Genomic DNA, 19,556 nt, shown 5'->3' on the forward strand with positions numbered 1-19,556 from the left:
CGTATCGATTAGGAGTGTGTGAACGATGTACGAAAAGATTACCCCCCCCGCAGCCGGAGCAAAAATCACCTTCAAAAATGGTGAACCAATCGTACCGGACAATCCAATTATCCCCTTTATTCGCGGTGACGGCACAGGTATCGACATCTGGCCTGCTACCCAAAAAGTTCTCGATGCTGCGGTAGCCAAAGCATATAAGGGTCAGCGTCAAATTAGCTGGTTTAAGGTTTACGCTGGGGATGAAGCTTGTGATTTATACGGGACTTATCAGTATTTACCTCAAGATACTCTGACAGCAATTGAAGAATATGGTGTAGCGATTAAAGGGCCTTTGACTACTCCCATTGGGGGGGGAATTCGTTCTTTAAATGTAGCGCTGCGGCAAATTTTTGACTTGTATGCCTGCGTGCGTCCTTGCCGTTACTATGCAGGTACGCCCTCACCCCATAAAAATCCCGAAAAGCTGGATGTAATTGTTTATCGGGAGAATACGGAAGATATTTATTTAGGCATTGAGTGGCGACAAGGTAGCGAAATCGGCGATCGCTTAATTAAAATTCTCAATGAAGAATTAATCCCTGCCACCCCAGAACACGGGAAAAAACGCATTCCTCTTGATTCTGGTATTGGCATCAAGCCCATCAGCAAAACTGGTTCCCAACGCCTAGTCAGACGTGCCATCAAACACGCCTTGCTATTGCCCAAAAACAAGCAACAAGTGACTTTGGTGCATAAGGGCAACATCATGAAGTACACCGAAGGCGCTTTCCGCGACTGGGGTTATGAATTAGCAACCAGTGAATTTCGCCAAGAAACTGTTACAGAACAAGAATCTTGGATTTTGAGTAACAAGGAAAAAAATCCGAATATTTCTTTGGAAGAAAACGCCCGCCAGATTGAACCTGGGTTTGATAATCTGACTCCAGACAAGAAAGCGCAAGTTGTCAAGGAAGTTGAAACTGTTCTTAACACAATTTGGGCAACTCACGGCGATGGCAAATGGAAAGAGAAAGTTTTGGTGAATGACCGGATTGCTGACAGTATTTTTCAACAAATCCAAACCAGACCGGATGAGTATTCGATTTTGGCGACGATGAACTTGAACGGCGATTACTTGTCTGATGCTGCTGCTGCGATCGTTGGGGGATTGGGAATGGGGCCAGGGGCGAATATTGGTGATTCTAGTGCCATATTTGAAGCTACCCACGGCACTGCACCCAAACACGCCGGCTTGGATCGCATTAATCCAGGTTCAGTGATTTTGTCTGGTGTGATGATGCTGGAATTTATGGGTTGGCAAGAAGCCGCAGACCTAGTTAAGAAAGGTTTAAGCGATGCGATCGCAAATAGTCAAGTCACCTACGATTTAGCTCGGTTGCTAGAACCGCCAGTTGAACCCTTAAAATGTTCTGAGTTTGCCGACGCAATTATTCAGCATTTTGGTTAATTCTATTAGGGTTAATTAGTCACAAGTCGAATTACCCCACCCTAACCCTCCCCGTATGTATTGGGGAGGGAACTAGATTTCTTGTTTCCCCCCAAAACATCGGGGGGATTAAGGGGGGTAATTTGACTTGTGTATACACGCTTTTTTAATACTTCTCAGACATCCTCTGATAAATCAACCATTTTAAAAAAGCGAAATGGCATTTTATTTGCAAAAAACACCAAAATCAGAAAGCAAACTGGGGTTTGAGTAAGTCAAATGGCATTTTGAGAAAGCAAAAGCTTTTTTTATTTGCGGAAAACACCGAAATGAGTAAGTAAACTGGGGTTTGAGTAAGTCAAAGCTTCTTTTGCTTACGGAAAACACCAAAATCAGAAAGTCAAATGGCATTTTGAGAAAGTCGAAGCTTCTTTTACTTGCGGAAAACACCAAAATCAGAAAGCAAACTGGGGTTTGAGAAAGTCAAAGCTTCTTTTGAGAAAGTAATTGCGGATTTTACTTATTGAATTTAGTCAAAATATGAAGTTTAGATAAAATTATTGAAAAAATTGCTGATAAATTTTGATCCGTCAGATTTCAATACGGTTTGGATAAGGTTTTTTGATGACACGCCGCTAATTGCAAAGCAAAGACGCGATAAATCGCCGTCTCTACAAAGGACTGATTCTTGTAGAGACGGCGATTTATCGCGTCTCTTGCCTTAACCGAACGGTATCGCGTCAGATTTAAAACTAGTCAAAAAATAAAGTCCCCGGCTTTTCTAAAAAGTCGGAGATTTTTTTGGGGCAATCCCCTATAAAGCAATACAGTTCAGTTAAGCCCAAAAACCTTGGTAAAGACGCGAAATTTCGCGTCTCTACAGGTCTAAAATTAGTACCAAAAATCCTTAACTGAACCGTATTGCCCTATAAAGTTTCCGTTATTCGGATTTAGAGTTATCGACAACTCGGCGCAAGTTCTCCATTAATTCGGATTTAACTGTGTTTGATTTTTCCATAAGCCTCTATCAATACCCAACTATCTGCTCCACAAATCACTGCACAAATAGCGATGGTAACTGTATCAATTAATTTATGCTTTTTGGTGCGCTCAACTCTCTTGTCTTCTAAATCTTTAAAATAATTTGCAATTGTGATTTTTGGTGGTAGCTTCATTTCCAGATTTTGTCTCATTCAAATGAATTGAGAATACCACTTCATCCCATTTTATTGATTCTTAATAGAAACGAATTTACCATCAAATCTTCTGTTTATACATCTATTGTATTAATATTAACCTACTAATGCTTTCCTTTTTCTCCATTCATATAAGTTATATTTTGTCAAAACAAATTAGATGCGTTTCCCATGCGGGCTACGCCTACGCAATTAACAAAGGATGGTTTGTAAAAGCCTGAAATAACCTATTTACGTTAATACATAAGATGATTCATTTTTACAGTGCATAACTTTTAATTACGTTGCGAAAAAGCTCTAAAAATAAAATAGCTTTTTTCACCAAAAATCGGAGAAAAAGTTGATCTTGACTTCAACAACGGTTTTACGGTAAATAACTAAATTAGTTAAAAACCGAGGCAAGCTATGACTTTTACATTTCTGGCGGCACAGGATCGTTCCGAACGAGGATGGAGCAATTATGATGTTTTGGCAGGTGACGTTAATGGCGATGGTCGGACTGATTTGATTTGGAACGAAACAGGAGACATCAATCGCACTTACGTCGGACTTGCTAACCGGAATGGAACTTTTACATTTCTGGCGGCACAGGATCGTTCCGAACGAGGATGGAGCAATTATGATGTTTTGGCAGGTGACGTTAATGGCGATGGTCGGACTGATTTGATTTGGAACGAAACAGGAGACATCAATCGCACTTACGTCGGACTTGCTAACCGGAATGGAACTTTTACATTTCTGGCGGCACAGGATCGTTCCGAACGAGGATGGAGCAATTATGATGTTTTGGCAGGTGACGTTAATGGCGATGGTCGGACTGATTTGATTTGGAACGAAACAGGAGACATCAATCGCACTTATGTCGGACTTGCTAACCGGAATGGAACTTTTACATTTCTGGCGGCACAGGATCGTTCCGAACGAGGATGGGGCAATTATGACGTTTTGACAGGTGATGTTAATGGCGATGGTCGGACTGATTTGATTTGGAACGAAACAGGAGACATCAATCGCACTTATGTCGGACTTGCTAACCGGAATGGAACTTTTACATTTCTGGCGGCACAGGATCGTTCCGAACGAGGATGGGGCAATTATGACGTTTTGGCAGGTGATGTTAATGGCGATGGTCTGACTGATTTGATTTGGAACGAAACAGGAGACATCAATCGCACTTACGTCGGGCTTGCTAACGGTAATGGAACTTTTACATTTCTGGCGGCACAGGATCGTTCCGAACGAGGATGGGGCAATTATGACGTTTTGACAGGTGACGTTAATGGCGATGGTCGGACTGATTTGATTTGGAACGAAACAGGAGACATCAATCGCACTTATGTCGGACTTGCTAACCGGAATGGAACTTTTACATTTCTGGGGGCACAGGATCGTTCCGAACGAGGATGGAGTAATTATGACGTTTTGGCAGGTGACGTTAATGGCGATAGTCGGACTGATTTGATTTGGAACGAAACAGGAGACATCAATCGCACTTACGTTGGACTTTCTGATTTCTAAATTTGCCTATAAGGGGTAATTAGATGTCGTTTGCTCTGGGGATTAAAGGTAGGGCAAACACATCTAAATTCCTCTTGATAACAACCAAATTTATTGGAAGTCCCTAAGCTACTTGCTTTAGGTGTGATTTTGCTAATTGATCAGGTGCGATCGCTCCATTCTCTGTAATAATTGCTGTAATCAACTCAGCCGGAGTCACATCAAAAGCTGGATTGTAAAAATCTACACCCGCAGGTGTGAGAATGGTATCGCCAACTTGATAAATTTCTGTTGGTTCGCGTTCTTCAATGGGAATTTTGCTGCCATCGGCTAATTCAAAATCAACGGTAGAAAGGGGCGCAGCCACAAAGAAGGGGATATTATGTGCTTTAGCTGCGATCGCAACACTATATGTACCAATTTTATTAGCAGTGTCACCATTAGCAGCAATGCGATCGGCACCCACAACTACAGCATGAATCAAACCCTGTTTCATGCAATGGGCTGCCATATTATCAGTAATTAATGTCACTGGAATACCTTCTTGCACACATTCCCAAGTGGTGAGTTTTGCGCCTTGCAAACGAGGACGGGTTTCGTCGGCAAATAAACGTTCTAAACGTCCTTCCCTCCAAGCGGAACGCACAACACCTAAAGCAGTGCCATAACCAGCAGTAGCTAATGCCCCGGCGTTGCAGTGGGTAAGTAACCTTAGCTTTTCTGGGGTAGTGGGCAAGACTGCCAAACCATTGTCGCCGATCGCTTGACAAGTTTGTAAATCTTCAATATTAATCGCTTGGGCTGTTTGGAAAAGGGTTTGCTTGATATCTTCTACTGTTCCCAGCGTTTCGTAGGCGGCTTTCAGCATCCGGCTAATTGCCCAAAATAAATTTACTGCTGTTGGACGAGTAGAACGCAACAACTGGGCTACTTTATCTAAGTGTTGCAAAAATTCGGTGCGATCGCTTGTTGCAATTTCCCTGGCACCAAGATACATTCCATAAGCCGCAGCTACACCAATTGCAGGCGCACCTCGGACAATCATAGTTTTAATCGCCCGCGCCATATCTTCACTGCGGTGAATTTCCACAAATGTATATTCGTTGGGTAAGCGAGTTTGGTCAATTAATGACACCGAGTCGTTGTGCCAAATAACGGGATAAACCTGATTTGTGGAAGGTGTCATAGAAAGAGGTAGTTAATAGATGGGCAATATTTTTTACTTTAACAAGAAAGAATTCAGGAATTAGGAGCCAGAATTTATTTTATTGCGATCGCTGAAGGAAGTTAAGAGACTTCCAATACAAAAATTATCCAACTTTGTGGGGTGGGCATCTTGCCCGCCTTTGCTTACGAGATAACCACCTCACAATAAATAGTTGGATATTTTTTATTTGGAATTGGACGAAGCGGTATTAGGCAATTAAACTGAAATTGCTACTACTGAGAGTAATATCAGGATTTCCTAAAGTGGCAAACTCAAACACTGTTCCTGCACCCAAAACATTCCCATCTCGGTTATAGAATAACTTGTCACTACCTTGACTAAAGACAATACGTGCATTACTAGCGTTGACAAATTGATCGTTAGTAACAACTGCAAAGTCAGTTAAAGCTTGTCCCACAGTATTAGTAATAGCATTAAAGGTGGTTTTACTCAGCACAATCTGGTCTTGTCCGGCTTCAAACTCAGTGATGTAATCAATACCTAAGCTTGTGTTAAATACACCATTGCCTTGGAATACATATTTATCACTACCAACTGCTCCAGTCAAAGTATCATTGCCCAGTCCTCCCCAGAGAAAATCATTACCGATTCCACCTGTGAGAATATCATTACCATTACCTCCCTCAAGGGTGTCGTTTCCTGCTAACCCTTGTAGTTGGTCATTTCCGCCACTGCCAATCAGGGTATTATTTAGTGTATTACCAGTAAGACTGTCATTACCTGTGCCACCCGTTGCATTTTCGATAACGTTATTGGCAGAGAGAATTAGTTTGAGATTGCTATTAACCGTTTGCAAGGTGGTTAAACCTAAATTTAGGTTTACGGCAACTGTAGTACCGCTAAAGTTAGTAGTATCAGTACCACCTGTTGTGGTTTCTATAATTGTGTCGGTTCCCAAAGCACTATTAGCTAGGAAAGAATAGGTATCGTTTCCTGCTAACCCTTGCAGTCGGTCATTTCCGTTACCACCAATCAGAGTGTTATTTAGTGTATTACCGGTGAGACTGTCATTACCTGTGCCACCCGTTGCATTTTCGATCACATTATTGGCAGAGAGAATGAGTTGGAGATTGCTATTAACCGTTTGCAAGGTGGTTACACCTAAATTGACGTTGACGGCAGTTGTAGTACCGCTAAAGTTAAGAGTATCAGTACCACCTGTTGTGGTTTCTATAATTGTGTCGGTTCCCAAAGCACTATTAGCTAGGAAAGAATAGGTATCATTCCCCGTACCACCATACAAGGTATCACTTCCATAACCACCTAATAACTTGTCATCTCCTTGTTCCCCAAACAAACGGTCATCCCCGTCACCACCTAGCAGGCTATCATTACCTAAACCACCAAACAAATCATCATTGTTACCACTTCCGCTGATGGTGTCATTCACAACTGCACTGTTGAAAATGAAATCAGTGACTTGCAATTGACTTTTGCGAATGCCATTGATTTGGAGTCGATAATAATAATCGCCGTTATAGAAGTTATAGCGAGTGCTAATTATGGCATTATTATCTGTATCCTCAGTTGTCAGAAGTGAGATAGTATTGAAGTCACTGATGCCAAGAGTTCTCAGATCAATTTTGTCTGCTCCCTTCTGAAAATCTGTTACGATGTCTAGGTTTTGAGCGCCAACAGAACCACGAAAGTTCTCTAAGACAAATTGATCGTTTCCGGCACCACCATAGAAGGTATCACTTCCATAACCACCTAATAACTTGTCATCTCCTTGTTCCCCAAACAAACGATCATCACCGTCACCACCTAGCAGGCTATCATTACCTAAACCACCAAACAAATCATCATTGTTACCACTTCCACTAATGGTGTCATTCACAACTGCACTGTTGAAAATAAAATCAGTGACTTGCAATTGACTTTTGCGAATGCCATTGATTTGGAGTCGATAATAATAATCGCCGTCATATAAGTTATAGCGAGTACTGATTATGGCATTATTATCTGTATCCTCAGTTGTCAGCAGTGAGATAGTATTGAAGTCACTGATGCCAAGAGTTCTCAAATCAATTTTGTCTGCTCCCTTCTGAAAATCTGTTACGATGTCTAGGTTTTGAGCGCCAACAGAACCACGAAAGTTCTCTAAGACAAATTGATCGTTTCCTGCACCTCCATACAAGGTATCACTTCCATAACCACCTAATAACTTGTCATCTCCTTGTTCCCCAAACAAACGGTCATCACCGTCACCAGCTAGCAGGCTATCATTACCTAAACCACCAAACAAATCATCATTGTTACCACTTCCGCTGATGGTGTCATTCACAACTGCACTGTTGAAAATGAAATCAGTGACTTGCAATTGACTTTTGCGAATGCCATTGATTTGGAGTCGATAATAATAATCGCCGTTATAGAAGTTATAGCGAGTGCTAATTATGGCATTATTATCTGTATCCTCAGTTGTCAGAAGTGAGATAGTATTGAAGTCACTGATGCCAAGAGTTCTCAGATCAATTTTGTCTGCTCCCTTCTGAAAATCTGTTACGATGTCTAGGTTTTGAGCGCCAACAGAACCACGAAAGTTCTCTAAGACAAATTGATCGTTTCCGGCACCACCATAGAAGGTATCACTTCCATAACCACCTAATAACTTGTCATCTCCTTGTTCCCCAAACAAACGATCATCACCGTCACCACCTAGCAGGCTATCATTACCTAAACCACCAAACAAATCATCATTGTTACCACTTCCACTAATGGTGTCATTCACAACTGCACTGTTGAAAATAAAATCAGTGACTTGCAATTGACTTTTGCGAATGCCATTGATTTGGAGTCGATAATAATAATCGCCGTCATATAAGTTATAGCGAGTACTGATTATGGCATTATTATCTGTATCCTCAGTTGTCAGCAGTGAGATAGTATTGAAGTCACTGATGCCAAGAGTTCTCAGATCAATTTTGTCTGCTCCCTTCTGAAAATCTGTTACGATGTCTAGGTTTTGAGCGCCAACAGAACCACGAAAGTTCTCTAAGACAAATTGATCGTTTCCGGCACCACCAGATAAGGTATCACTTCCATAACCACCTAATAATTGATCGTTTCCACCTTGCCCAGAAAGGGTATCATTACCGTTTAAGCCTTCAATAGTATCATTTCCAGAAGTTCCGACTAAATTATCGTTGTTGTTTGTTCCTTGAATAGCCATAGTTTTACTGTGCTTTTTGGGATTTAAGTAAGATAGTGGAGATATAAATTTACGATCGGAATCCGGTTTGATTTTTGAAAAAGACTACGACAGAATAGGGGATCAACTTTACTCGTTGAACCCATGAAAACTATCAAGCGATCAGCTGTTACTATCCTGATATTGCTATTACATTGATGGTATAGTATTCCTAATCATTAACAATATTAAGTATACAGAAAATGAAGCCGCCAAAGTTAATTTGAATAATCGTTTAGCACCTGATAATTTTAGATATTTTACTAAAATTACCTAATTAACATTGCGATCGCACAATAGTAGCAGTACCGTTTCCGTAAGCAAATCGCCCACACCTGAGTTCACAAGTGTGGGCGATTTATTACTACAAAGAATTAACTAAACAACAGCAGATACTTGCTGCTTAAAAAAAGCTTTTAACACTCTCTCTGCTATTTGATGACTAGTTAAACCTAGTTCTGTTTTAGATTCATTGGGTTCAGCATGATCTACCAACACATCTGGTACACCAAACCGCTTGACAGGAACGAGAATATCTGCATCTAGTAAAGCTTCAGCGATCGCTTGTTGCTATTTCCCTTGCACCAAGATACATTCCATACCCCGCAGCTACACCAATTGCAGGCGCACCTCGCACAATCATGGTTTTAAGTTCTTTAAGCTTGGGTATCAAAGTCTTCTGAATTCTTAATTATGGATTCTGAATTTTTAGATATAATCTTCTTTTATATATAGCAATTCTATTTTATTTATAAGAATTACAAGCCACAGAACCCCGACTTCTCAAAGAAGTCGGGGTTCTTGTTTCTCAGGAATGATTCAGGATTGTTATAGTTAGTCAAAACTCAATAAACCAACAACATTAGAGTACTGATTGCTACTTGATCTGAGTAATTCAAAAAGTCATGGCATCGCTTATCTCAATTTAGTTATGAATGTTTAGTTTATTGGGAAGAATTATGTTTCGTCAAAACTCATTCAATGGTAGGCTGTATTAAATAAGTTTAGCGAATTAAATTCTTCCCACAACCCAATTGGATTACTGTATTTAGGGTAAAAATAACTTTCTATTTTTACACCTTGATTACGTACATTTCCAACTGTTCCCAAAATAAAACTGTGCTTGAGATGTACCACAAATTGCTCTAAGGCTTTTACTAATCCGTCGTCGAAACCTGCTGTCTATATTGCGGGCAATAGTAAGCCACGCCCCCAGCAGCTATAGTTGCCGCATAGCGTGTGATATATTTTGCATCCTGTGGGGGTATGTCGCGGTCTTTAAAACTCTTGATAATGTACTCAGCAAATTCATTCACTGTTACACCGGCATTGAATGCACGACAAACCGATAGCCCATGTTCAACTTTATCATTGTTTGGAATCATAGACAGGGGATTGCCATCATCTATTAACTTGTTGTTAACAGCTTGAAGAAACATATCGTCAGATGATGAATGAAACTGAGCGTTAGCTGGTAGAGATAAAACCATGCTAATACATGCAACAAAAGGAATAACTAGAAAATTTTTCACTGTAATGCCTCCAAAAGATGACTTGGGTTATTTAGCTTCAAACCAGATAGGTTTTGCACCGACAAAAGCATCGTAACTTTGCACTCTATTTCCAGTAAGCCCCCACTCTGGGTCACTTTTTAGTCCCCACTCTGGGTCACTTTGGGTCTATTTTTTAAACGTTATTCGGATACTTCCTGAGTCAATTTTGGTCATATAATGTAATAACCTCAGACTTTTATATTTAAGATATATGGGCTTAAAGGCATCTGAAGAAGGCAAGCGCAAAATTAGGGAAGCTCTTAAAAAGAAGAAATTGCAGCCTCTAAGTATAAAAACTTTGGAAATGGTAGATTCTGAACTTTCTATATCAGAAAAAACTTGGAGACGTTTTGTGTATGCAGACCGTCCTATTACAGATGAAAACTTTAAGAAATGTTGCAAGTTCTTAGATGATTTGAACTGGGAAGAAATTGCTGATTCCTCGCAACCATCACAACCATCTAAATATGACTGGAATTCAGCACCGTCACCTGAACCTGACTTCTATGGGCGTGATGAGGATCTGAAAACATTAGAAAAATGGGTGCTGGACGAACGCTACCGTTTGATTATTCTTTATGGTTTCGGTGGAATTGGTAAAACTCAATTAGCAGTGAAATTGGGAGAACAGGTGGAAAAAGAAAATAAATTTGACAGATTCATTTGGCAAAAGCTGTCTTATACCACTCCTAAAGATGTGCTATTGAGTGAATTGCTCTATCGCCTATCGCCCAATACCGATCAAATAACGAGCGATTTAGAAAAAAGGTTTTTGGAAGAGTTAAAACGGCAACGGATATTAATAATTCTGGATGAACATGAATTATCCCAAAAGGGAGAGGATAGCAACAGTAACCGAGACAGCTACAAATACTATTGTGATTTTTTGCGTCAGTTAAGCTTGGAACGTCATAAAAGTTGTATTTTGCTAACTACCCGTGAAAAACCTAATAATCTTGAGACAGTAGCAAGTTTTGTCAAAGCTCATGAGCTTAAAGGATTAGATGTTGATGCAGGTTGCAAAATCGTAGCCGATATTTTGAGCAGCGATGATAACGAACCTCCAAAGAATCTCACATCTGATGAGAAAGCTAGGAAAGTGCTAGTAGGGAGATATGGTGGAAATCCTTTAGCACTAAAACTTGTAGCTGGTTTGATTAAAAAGCAATTTCATGGTAATGAAGGAAAGTTTCTTAATAGAAACGACATAAGTATGGTTGTACCAGACGAAATTGAAACTATTCTCACATCGCTAACAGAAGCTTTAGACCCATTTGAAAAAAATATTTTGTGCTACTTAGCAAAAGTATCTGATTCAGTTTCTAATGACGAACTATATGAAAATTTACCGACTGGAATGCACGGTTCAAAACTTCCAATAGTATTGCGAGATTTAACGCGGCGCTCTCTAATAATTACAGTTTCTGAGGGAAATAAAGTTTTTCATACATTGCAACCAATGGTGAGAAAGTTTGTTCTGCGTCAACTCACATAGTACTCTATTAATCTACTAATACTAATTTTTTATGAAGCTGCATAGAATTTGATCCCCCCTAGCCCCCCTTATTAAGGGGGGAACCGAAAAAACATTTATCAAAGTCCCCCAATTTATCGGGGGATTTAGGGGGATCGAGATATATGCAACTTCACATTAAATTGATACAAGGGTTCTTATGATAACTTAAGAAAGTTATTAGCAAGCACTTTAGTGCCTACATCAGTTAGTTTCATCATTGAAATTTATAAGTTGCTCGCTACGAAGCTTGCAAAATCAATCACACTGACAACTAGTTTAAACTTAACGCTACAAGTGATATATAAAGTAAATATAAAATTATTATTGAGTAGAATATTACAGACTGAAGTTGGATTTTAGACCCGGAATTATTGAAAAATTTAGAGTCCTAAATCTAAATTTGCTTCTTATTTGGTGTGTTTTTATGCAAAACTAAAGAATAATTTCTTAAAGAAGCCTACTTTAGCGTTGAATTCTATGAGTTACTGCATAAATCCTTGGTGTCGTGGCGTTCATGGTCGATTAAATTCAGAAAATGCCTCTTCATGTCAAGATTGCGGAACCGATTTGGTAATAAACGGTAGATACCGATTGTTAAAACCTTTAAGATCGCCTTCTCCTGGAGATAACTATGAGGTATTTACAGTTATTGATGTAGATAATAACGAACGAAGTGTTTTGAAAACTCAAATCAGGCGTGACAGAATTCTTGATAGATATTTTAATCGAGAAATTGACTTACTACTGAATTTGAACGATCCTGCTGTACCAAAGGGTAAAGATAGCTTTCCAATGATGATTATTAACCCACAGCGTCGGGAAATCCTATGTTTAGTTATGGAATATATTGATGGAGAAAATCTGGAAAGTTGGATAAGAAATAATGGAAAAATCGGCACTAACTTATCATTCATAGAAGCTAAGATAGAAGCCTTAAATTGGCTAGAGCAATTAACTAATATATTGATTTCAATTCACAAGCAAGGTGTCATACATCGAGATATTAAACCCTCAAATATCATATTGAGAGCAAATGGTAGAAGGGGTAAAGAACTGGCACTAATTGACTTTGGCATAGCTAAATCTGACATTAGTGAACCAGGAAGCGCTATAGAAGGATCTTCGTATTATACTCCTACAGAAGTGCAGAAGGGTCAGCCTAGTTTTAAATCAGATTTTTATGCTCTTGGTAGAACATTTGTTTATCTTCTAACAAAGAAGCACCCTTTTGAGTATAGAGATCAACTACAAGCTTGGAATAGAGATACTGTATTTCCTGATTCTGGTATCATCAAGTTGATTAATGACTTAATGAAAGAAGACCCTGAACAACGGCCTCAATCAACAACACAGATACTTCAAAGAATTGAAGAAATCCGTAATAGGGAATTGAGACAAACTCCACCCCCCATAGTTCCCTTTTCGTTACGTGATATTCTAGCTGGAATTGGTCTAATTGTAATATTGAGTTTAGCAGCTTTTGGATTCTGCTCACTAGTTAAACTATTTATAGATCAATACAGACCAACACCCCCCATAACATCCCCTACTGCATCATCCTTTTCTCCCACGCCTTCACCGCCTTCACCTACCTCCATAAAATCGAATTCTGTTCAAGAGCTAATTAGTGCTGGAGATAAGTCACTTTATAACGATATTCGCCCACTTAGTGATGATTATAAACAGATAAAGAAAGATGGAATTGACGCATTTAAACGCAAAGATTATGAAAATGCTAAAAATAAGTTTACTGAACTTCGCAAGAAGGCAGAGAACAATAAGAATAATAAGGAAGCGCGTATTGCTCTTACTGATCCTGAAGTTCTGATTTTCTTAAATAACGCCATAGCAAGACAACAGCAGCAAAACCCAGGACAGATAGATACCATTGCTGTTGTTGCTCCCATAAGTAACGTGAATTCTACAGGAAAATCCGAATTTTTTGCTCAAGGACAACAAATTCTATTTGGCGTGGCTCAAGCACAAACTAAAGCGATCGCAAAAGGAATTAACCTAGAAGTAGTGATTGCGAATGATCGCAACTCTAAGGATCAAGCAGAATTAGTTGCACAAGAACTGAATGAAACGTTTGAAGGTCGATCAATTCTTGCTGTGATTGGTCACTATGCTAGCACTGTTACTTGTGCTGCACTACAAAAATATGATAAAGACATAGTTGTAATTTCCCCAAGCAGTTCAGTTAGTGGACTGCGAAAAGAATGCAGGCACGAAGCATTCTTCAGAACAGCTTCGTCTGTTGAATATGAAGCAAAAGCCTTGGCTAAGTACGTAGTCTCTTTGAAAAACAATGGTCAAATAAGACAACCAAAAATAGCTGCTTTCTACAAATTTCAAGAAGATGACTACAGTCAAACTCTAGATGACTATAGTCAAGCTCTATTTGAAAGTTTTCAGTCAGAATTAGAGTCACGAGGAGGTGTAACAATCCGCGATGAATTTAAAATTAACTTAAATGATAGCAAATTTAATTTGGATAAAGAATTAGAGAAAGTCAAGGATGCAAATATTCTTGTTCTGTTTCCTGATGGAAGTACAGATACGAATACTGCCTATAAAAATGCTATTGCTGTGCTTAAATCAGATAAAGTACAAACAATACAAAAAATTCTAGGCTCAAATCCTCTTATTCAGTCTCAAGCGATCACTAAGCAAGTTAAATTAGGAGAAAAATTCGTACTTGCAACAGACTGGCATTTTAAATGTGGTAAGGATGAATTTAACGATGTTGCAAATAAAACATGGGGCGGAGACGTGAATCGACTAACCGCTTTATCGTATGAAGCAGTGCAAGTCTTATTTCCTGTCTTTGAAAACTCGCAAACAGCAGTTATAAGAAAAACTCTTCCCCAAGAACTTGAAAATATGCGTCTATCCCCGATTAAAAGCGATGTGTTTAAAAATAAAGACATTAGTTTTCATCTGATCACTGGCGATCGCAAGGAAATCGAGGATCGATTATTAGTGACTCCAGACCCAAAGATTCAGAATGACAACGAACAATTTAAATTGCTTGAAGTGCTTGAAGGGCAACAATGTCGCCAATAAATATCGCTAATCACTATCAGAAACTTGTATACAAAGCGGAGGCATTCGACTATGTATGCGACAGCCTCCGCTTTGTTAATTATGTCACTGTAGCTTTGTTGAGTCAGTGAAAAAACATATATATTTCATCACTAACACTAGCCGCTACTAAACCACAGCCGATACTTGCTGCTTAAAGAAAGCTTGCAACACTCTCTCTGCTATTTGATGACTAGTTAAACCTAGTTCTGTCTTAGATTCATTGGGTTCAGCATGATCTACTAATACATCTGGAACACCGAATCGCTTGACAGGAACGAGAATATCTGCATCTAGTAAAGCTTCAGCGATCGCACTACCAAAGCCACCCATGACACAGCCTTCTTCTAAGGTGACAACGCGGCCGATTTTCTTAGCTAAAGGTAAAATCAACTCGGTATCCAAAGGCTTAACAAAACGGGCATTAATTACAGTTGCTTCAATGCCGTGTTCGCTGAGAATTTCCGCAGCTTGCATTCCTGGATAAACCATTGTGCCATAGCCGACGATTAACACGTCATCGCCTGTACGCAGAATTTCGCCTTTGCCAATTTCCAAAGGTTCCCAACCTTCTTCCATCAGAGGGACACCGTAGCCATTGCCACGAGGATAGCGCATAGCGATCGGGCCACTGGTATGGTTAACGCCAGTTACTACCATGCGTTGCAATTCTGCTTCGTCCTTGGGTGCCATTATTGCTATGTTGGGAATGCAACGCAGATAAGCGATGTCATACATACCCTGGTGGGTTGGCCCATCAGATCCGACAATTCCCGCCCTATCTAAGCAGAAAAATACTGGCAGGTTTTGGATGCAGACATCGTGAATTATTTGGTCATAAGCGCGTTGCAAAAAGGTAGAATAAATGGCGGCTACGGGGCGCATCCCTTGAGTTGCAAGTCCTGCTGCTAGGGTGATTGCGTGTTGTTCAGCAATGCCGACATCAATATATTGATTCGGCAGTTTGGCTTGAAGTTTATCTAAGCCTGTCCCCGTTGCCATCGCCGCAGTAATCCCAACGATTTTGGGGTTTTGTTCGGCAAGTTTCACCAGAGTATGAGAAAAGACTTTGGCATAAGCCGGGGGTTTAGGTTTACTGGAAGGAATGGCTTTGCCAGTTGCTACATTGAAGGGGCTTTGGGCGTGGTAGCCAACTTGATCTAGTTCGGCAATTTCATAACCTTTGCCTTTGACTGTTGCTACATGTACCAAAACTGGGCCTGGTATTTGATGTGCTTGTTGGAAGGTGGCAATCAATTCTTCGAGATTATGCCCATCGACTGGCCCAATGTAGGTAAAGCCGAGTTCTTCAAAAACTGCACCTACCTTGGGAACGGCCAAGCGTTTCATGCCTTCTTTGATGCGTCCGAGTTCGGGAGACAGGGATTCACCCACGAAAGGAATTTGCTTAAATTGTTCCTCAAGATTATCTTTAATAAATTGCACCGGCTGGCTGAGGCGCATTTTGTTCAGATAACGGGGAATTGCGCCGACGTTGCGAGATATAGACATGTCGTTGTCGTTGAGAACAACCAACAGGTTAGTTTTTGGCAAGTGTCCGGCATGGTTGATGGCTTCTAAAGCCATACCGCCAGTCAGCGCCCCATCTCCAATCACAGCAACGGCTTTAAATTTTTCTCCTTTTAAATCTCGTGCTAAAGCCATGCCCAATGCTGCTGAAATACTTGTAGAAGCATGTCCAGCCCCAAAGTGATCAAACTTGTTTTCACAGAGTTTGAGATAACCTGCAACTCCGTCTTTTTGTCTGAGGGTGTGGAAGCGATCGTAACGTCCTGTAAGCAGCTTGTGGGGATAAGCCTGGTGTCCTACATCCCAAATCACTTTATCCCGATCTAAGTCCAGTGTCTGGTAAAGGCCTAGCGTTAATTCTACAACACCCAACCCTGGCCCCAAGTGTCCACCATTAACTGCTACGGTTTGGAGATGCTTATCTCGAATCTGACGGGCAATCTGTTGCAGTTGGCGAACAGATAAACCGTGCAACTGATTAGGATGGGTGATTTCGCTCAGATGCATATTATAGGGTTTTCCTCTCTAACTTCAGATTTTCGGTATTTTGATTTTCCCACGGTCGGGTTGTTCATATAATTCAGACTCTTACATTGTTACTAAGTTGTAGCGGAAAGTATAACTTCGTAATTGATAATGGTGAAAAATTTGTTAACCGTTAACAATTCGTTCAAACAAGGTTGAAATTAATTAAAGTCATACCACATTTGTCAATAAATGATAATACTGAAAGAAATAGCCATTTATTTGTATAAAAAGCAAGTATTTTAAAAGTAGTTTGCGGAAATTCCTTAACTAGAGCACTCGCTTTTGCCATTTTAGGGACTTCCAAGTAAAAAAATATTCCATTGCTATTGTTCACTGTTGACCGTTGACGGTTCACGAGTTTTCAGTCAACAGTCAACGACTTTAATGTGGAATAATTTATTTTTTGGAGTTCCCTAACGTGAAAACTCTTTTCAAATCTCGTTTCCAGTCTCCGACTGGAAATGCTGTTCGTTGCGGTTCTGCCGCTAGTCTTGAGGCGGAGCCTCTAATTAGGCATTCCCAGTCGGAGACTGGGAACGAGGCAATAATGATACAAATACGCTCTTTTGGTGGCAAGGCGCAATGCCCATACGTGTCAACTTAACGTGAAACCCTTGTCAAGACATGATATTCAGTTCTCTGGCTTCCCATCACTCACCGCGTCACCCCACCCTAACCCTCCCCGATATATTGGGGAGGGAACTAAACTTCCTGTTTCCCTCCAATACATCGGGGGGATTAAGGGGGGGGGTAAAACGCCTGTGGGACATGCATTTTAGCTTAAGTTGACACCAATGGTCTTTGCGCCTTACCCCTACGAGAAATCTATATGGATCAGGATTTTCGTAAATTGGTATAAGTCCTAAATTATTCGTAAACAACAAGATTCCCGACTTTTCTAAGAAATCGGGAATCTAAGCTTTTAGATTTGAACGAAATCAAATAGGATTACTACTTACCAAAAGCATCCTTGATATTATCAACAGTGCGCTCAACAACATTCTTTGTTTTGTCTACTGCTTCTTTAGTCCGAGCGGCATCTTCGTCTGCTCTTTTTTGAATTGTAGCCGCATCTTTCTTGGCTTTGCGTTCAGCAAAACTACCATTGTCTGTTGCTTGATCAACTTTACTGGCGTTGCTCTTGGCAGCTTCCTTAACTTTATCTTTCGTATCTTCGATGAAATTTTTGGCTCGTCCAGCATCTTTACTGGTTTTTTCTTGAACTTTATCGCCTGCGTCTGATGATGCGATCAAGGTTACAGTAGGAGCAGCCATTGCTGAAGTGTTCGATAAAAATGCACCTTGCCAAACAAAAGCGATCGCTAACATACAAAACAGTGTTGTAGCCATCCAGCGTTTTACTGTAGAAAGCTGTTTTGTAACATAATTCAATTTCATAGAATCCAATCTCATGTGACTTAGTATACTATTTCTACTTCATTTAGCTGATCAGCCATATCGATCCCTAGATAGAAGTTTTTGCGTCATTAGTTATGAAATGAATTCACTATTTTGATAGATTGAATTTTGAGTAAAGATTTTTTTGCTGGTAATTAAAGAGCGAATTTAACAATTTACAAATTTTGGGTATGAGCGATCGCACTTCAGTTAATTAACTTGCGATCGCTTCCATCTGGTGGTTACGCCATCGCAACTGACTTTTTCCGATTAGGAGGCTTGCGTTCTGATTTTTCTTCAGTCCAAACCCTTGGGCTTGATCGCTATCTGACCCATATTTAAGAAAGCATCACCCTGACATCAATTGCTGGAGGCGCTGTGGTTCGTCTCCTAGCCAATCTGGATTTTGGGCAGTGCTATCGAAAATTGATGAGGTTTTGAAAGGCTCAAACTCGCCGCGTGATGCCGATAAAGCCGTTTTAGCTAAGAGCGATCGCACTTGCTCGTCATTCATTGGCTGGAACGTCCGCACTGCTTCAAAAGTTTGCTCTAAAATCTCCATGCTGTCAATTCCGGTAATTACAACCGATGTGGGCAGATTCAAAGCATAGTGTAAACATTCAATTGGCGTTACAGTATTTGACCGTAAAAGAATACCGTTTGCCAAGCTTTTCATTCCCAGAACGCCGATGTTTTGTTTAACCAATTCTGGAACAACCAGCTTTGCAAAGCTTCGATAGTGGGCATCCATCACATTGAGCGGCATCTGCGCTGTATCAAATTTAAACCCGTTAGTGGCTGCAACTTCCAGTGTATGCAGGTGAATATGGGGGTCTTTGTGCCCAGTGAAACCAATATATCGGAGTTTGCCAGCTTCCCGTGCCTCAATCAAAGCAGCATTCGCCCCTTCTTCGTCGAAAACTCGATGTGGGTCTTCGTACCGAAGCATTTCGTGGTGCTGAACGAGATCGATGCAATCAACTTGCAGACGTTGGAGTGATTCGTCTAGCTGTTTTGCTGCTGCTTTCTTAGAACGACCATCGATTTTCGTCATCAAGAACACTTTGTCTCGATAGCCATCGCGTAGCGCTTTTCCCATGCGAATCTCGCTGACTCCACCGTTGTAATCCCAACTGTTATCCATAAAGGTAATGCCACGATCAATGGCTGTTCTAACAATTCGGATACCCAGTTTTTCATCAACATGCTTCAAGGCAATGTGCCAACCACCCAATCCGATGGCGGAAACTTTCTCTTTTGTACTGCCGAGAACTCGGTATAGCATTTCTGAATTTGACGTAGTTCCTGACATCTGTTCTCCAAGTCTTTCAGCTATGACTTAAGTACATATAGCTGTGTGCCATTTCAAAAACAAGGGAAAGTTGAGAATATCTTGCTGAAGATAGAATT

Annotated in this window: 11 protein-coding genes and 2 pseudogenes; 4 read left to right on the top strand and 9 right to left on the bottom strand. The window is 40.4% G+C overall.

What is annotated here, in order from left to right:
- The first annotated feature begins 25 nt into the window (after window positions 1-25).
- The gene (locus D1367_RS14830) at window positions 26-1,447 is read left to right on the top strand and encodes an NADP-dependent isocitrate dehydrogenase (RefSeq protein ID WP_118167122.1); all 1,422 of its coding nucleotides are present in this window, start codon (window positions 26-28) and stop codon (window positions 1,445-1,447) included.
- Window positions 1,448-2,430: 983 nt separating this feature from the next.
- Here D1367_RS14830 and D1367_RS14835 read toward each other — a convergent pair.
- A pseudogene (locus tag D1367_RS14835) lies at window positions 2,431-2,601 on the bottom strand (transposase family protein); the annotation flags it as partial.
- Between the two features lie 426 nt (window positions 2,602-3,027).
- On the opposite strand from D1367_RS14835, the gene D1367_RS14840 reads away from it, so the two are divergent.
- Window positions 3,028-4,140 carry an FG-GAP repeat domain-containing protein gene (locus D1367_RS14840; protein ID WP_118167123.1) on the top strand — a complete coding sequence of 371 codons (1,113 nt, stop codon included), beginning with the start codon at window positions 3,028-3,030 and terminating at the stop codon, window positions 4,138-4,140.
- 103 nt (window positions 4,141-4,243) lie between these two features.
- Here the strand turns inward: D1367_RS14840 and mtnA are convergent, their stop codons facing one another.
- The 4 genes and pseudogenes from mtnA to D1367_RS14860 all read right to left on the bottom strand — a co-directional run bounded on the left by mtnA (window position 4,244) and on the right by D1367_RS14860 (window position 10,069).
- Window positions 4,244-5,305: an S-methyl-5-thioribose-1-phosphate isomerase gene (gene mtnA, locus D1367_RS14845; RefSeq protein ID WP_118167124.1), complete on the bottom strand. Its 1,062-nt coding sequence runs from the start codon at window positions 5,303-5,305 to the stop codon at window positions 4,244-4,246.
- 229 nt (window positions 5,306-5,534) lie between these two features.
- Window positions 5,535-8,519 carry a beta strand repeat-containing protein gene (locus D1367_RS14850; protein WP_118167125.1) on the bottom strand — a complete coding sequence of 995 codons (2,985 nt, stop codon included), beginning with the start codon at window positions 8,517-8,519 and terminating at the stop codon, window positions 5,535-5,537.
- 396 nt (window positions 8,520-8,915) lie between these two features.
- Window positions 8,916-9,101, bottom strand: a pseudogene (locus D1367_RS14855) (hypothetical protein); the annotation flags it as partial.
- Window positions 9,102-9,694: 593 nt separating this feature from the next.
- The gene (locus D1367_RS14860; protein WP_118167126.1) at window positions 9,695-10,069 is read right to left on the bottom strand and encodes a DUF732 domain-containing protein; all 375 of its coding nucleotides are present in this window, start codon (window positions 10,067-10,069) and stop codon (window positions 9,695-9,697) included.
- Window positions 10,070-10,394: 325 nt separating this feature from the next.
- Between D1367_RS14860 and D1367_RS14865 the strand changes: the two genes are divergently transcribed.
- Window positions 10,395-11,585, top strand: coding sequence for an NB-ARC domain-containing protein (locus tag D1367_RS14865; RefSeq protein WP_181984843.1), 1,191 nt, complete (start codon window positions 10,395-10,397; stop codon window positions 11,583-11,585).
- A gap of 588 nt (window positions 11,586-12,173) precedes the next feature.
- On the top strand, window positions 12,174-14,672 hold the full coding sequence (locus D1367_RS14870; RefSeq protein ID WP_220450956.1) for a bifunctional serine/threonine-protein kinase/ABC transporter substrate-binding protein: 2,499 nt from the start codon (window positions 12,174-12,176) through the stop codon (window positions 14,670-14,672).
- Between the two features lie 147 nt (window positions 14,673-14,819).
- On the opposite strand, the gene dxs is transcribed toward D1367_RS14870, so the two are convergent.
- The 4 genes from dxs to D1367_RS14885 form a co-directional block, all read right to left on the bottom strand.
- Entirely contained in the window at window positions 14,820-16,727 is a 1,908-nt protein-coding gene (gene dxs, locus D1367_RS14875; RefSeq protein WP_118167129.1) for a 1-deoxy-D-xylulose-5-phosphate synthase, read from the bottom strand.
- A gap of 163 nt (window positions 16,728-16,890) precedes the next feature.
- Entirely contained in the window at window positions 16,891-17,103 is a 213-nt protein-coding gene (locus tag D1367_RS30870) for a hypothetical protein (protein WP_152589984.1), read from the bottom strand.
- A gap of 596 nt (window positions 17,104-17,699) precedes the next feature.
- Window positions 17,700-18,146 carry a hypothetical protein gene (locus D1367_RS14880; RefSeq protein WP_118171461.1) on the bottom strand — a complete coding sequence of 149 codons (447 nt, stop codon included), beginning with the start codon at window positions 18,144-18,146 and terminating at the stop codon, window positions 17,700-17,702.
- Between the two features lie 349 nt (window positions 18,147-18,495).
- Entirely contained in the window at window positions 18,496-19,458 is a 963-nt protein-coding gene (locus D1367_RS14885) for an aldo/keto reductase (RefSeq protein ID WP_118167130.1), read from the bottom strand.
- Window positions 19,459-19,556: the final 98 nt, after the last annotated feature.

The organism is Nostoc sphaeroides, assembly GCF_003443655.1.
Lineage (GTDB): Bacteria > Cyanobacteriota > Cyanobacteriia > Cyanobacteriales > Nostocaceae > Nostoc > Nostoc sphaeroides.

Coding starts and splice junctions, on each gene's coding strand:
- D1367_RS14880 (WP_118171461.1), bottom strand. CDS start 18,146: ATGAAATTGAATTATGTTACAAAACAGCTTTCTACAGTAAAACGCTGG.
- dxs (WP_118167129.1), bottom strand. CDS start 16,727: ATGCATCTGAGCGAAATCACCCATCCTAATCAGTTGCACGGTTTATCT.
- D1367_RS14865 (WP_181984843.1), top strand. CDS start 10,395: ATGGTAGATTCTGAACTTTCTATATCAGAAAAAACTTGGAGACGTTTT.
- D1367_RS14885 (WP_118167130.1), bottom strand. CDS start 19,458: ATGTCAGGAACTACGTCAAATTCAGAAATGCTATACCGAGTTCTCGGC.
- D1367_RS14850 (WP_118167125.1), bottom strand. CDS start 8,519: ATGGCTATTCAAGGAACAAACAACAACGATAATTTAGTCGGAACTTCT.
- mtnA (WP_118167124.1), bottom strand. CDS start 5,305: ATGACACCTTCCACAAATCAGGTTTATCCCGTTATTTGGCACAACGAC.
- D1367_RS14840 (WP_118167123.1), top strand. CDS start 3,028: ATGACTTTTACATTTCTGGCGGCACAGGATCGTTCCGAACGAGGATGG.
- D1367_RS14830 (WP_118167122.1), top strand. CDS start 26: ATGTACGAAAAGATTACCCCCCCCGCAGCCGGAGCAAAAATCACCTTC.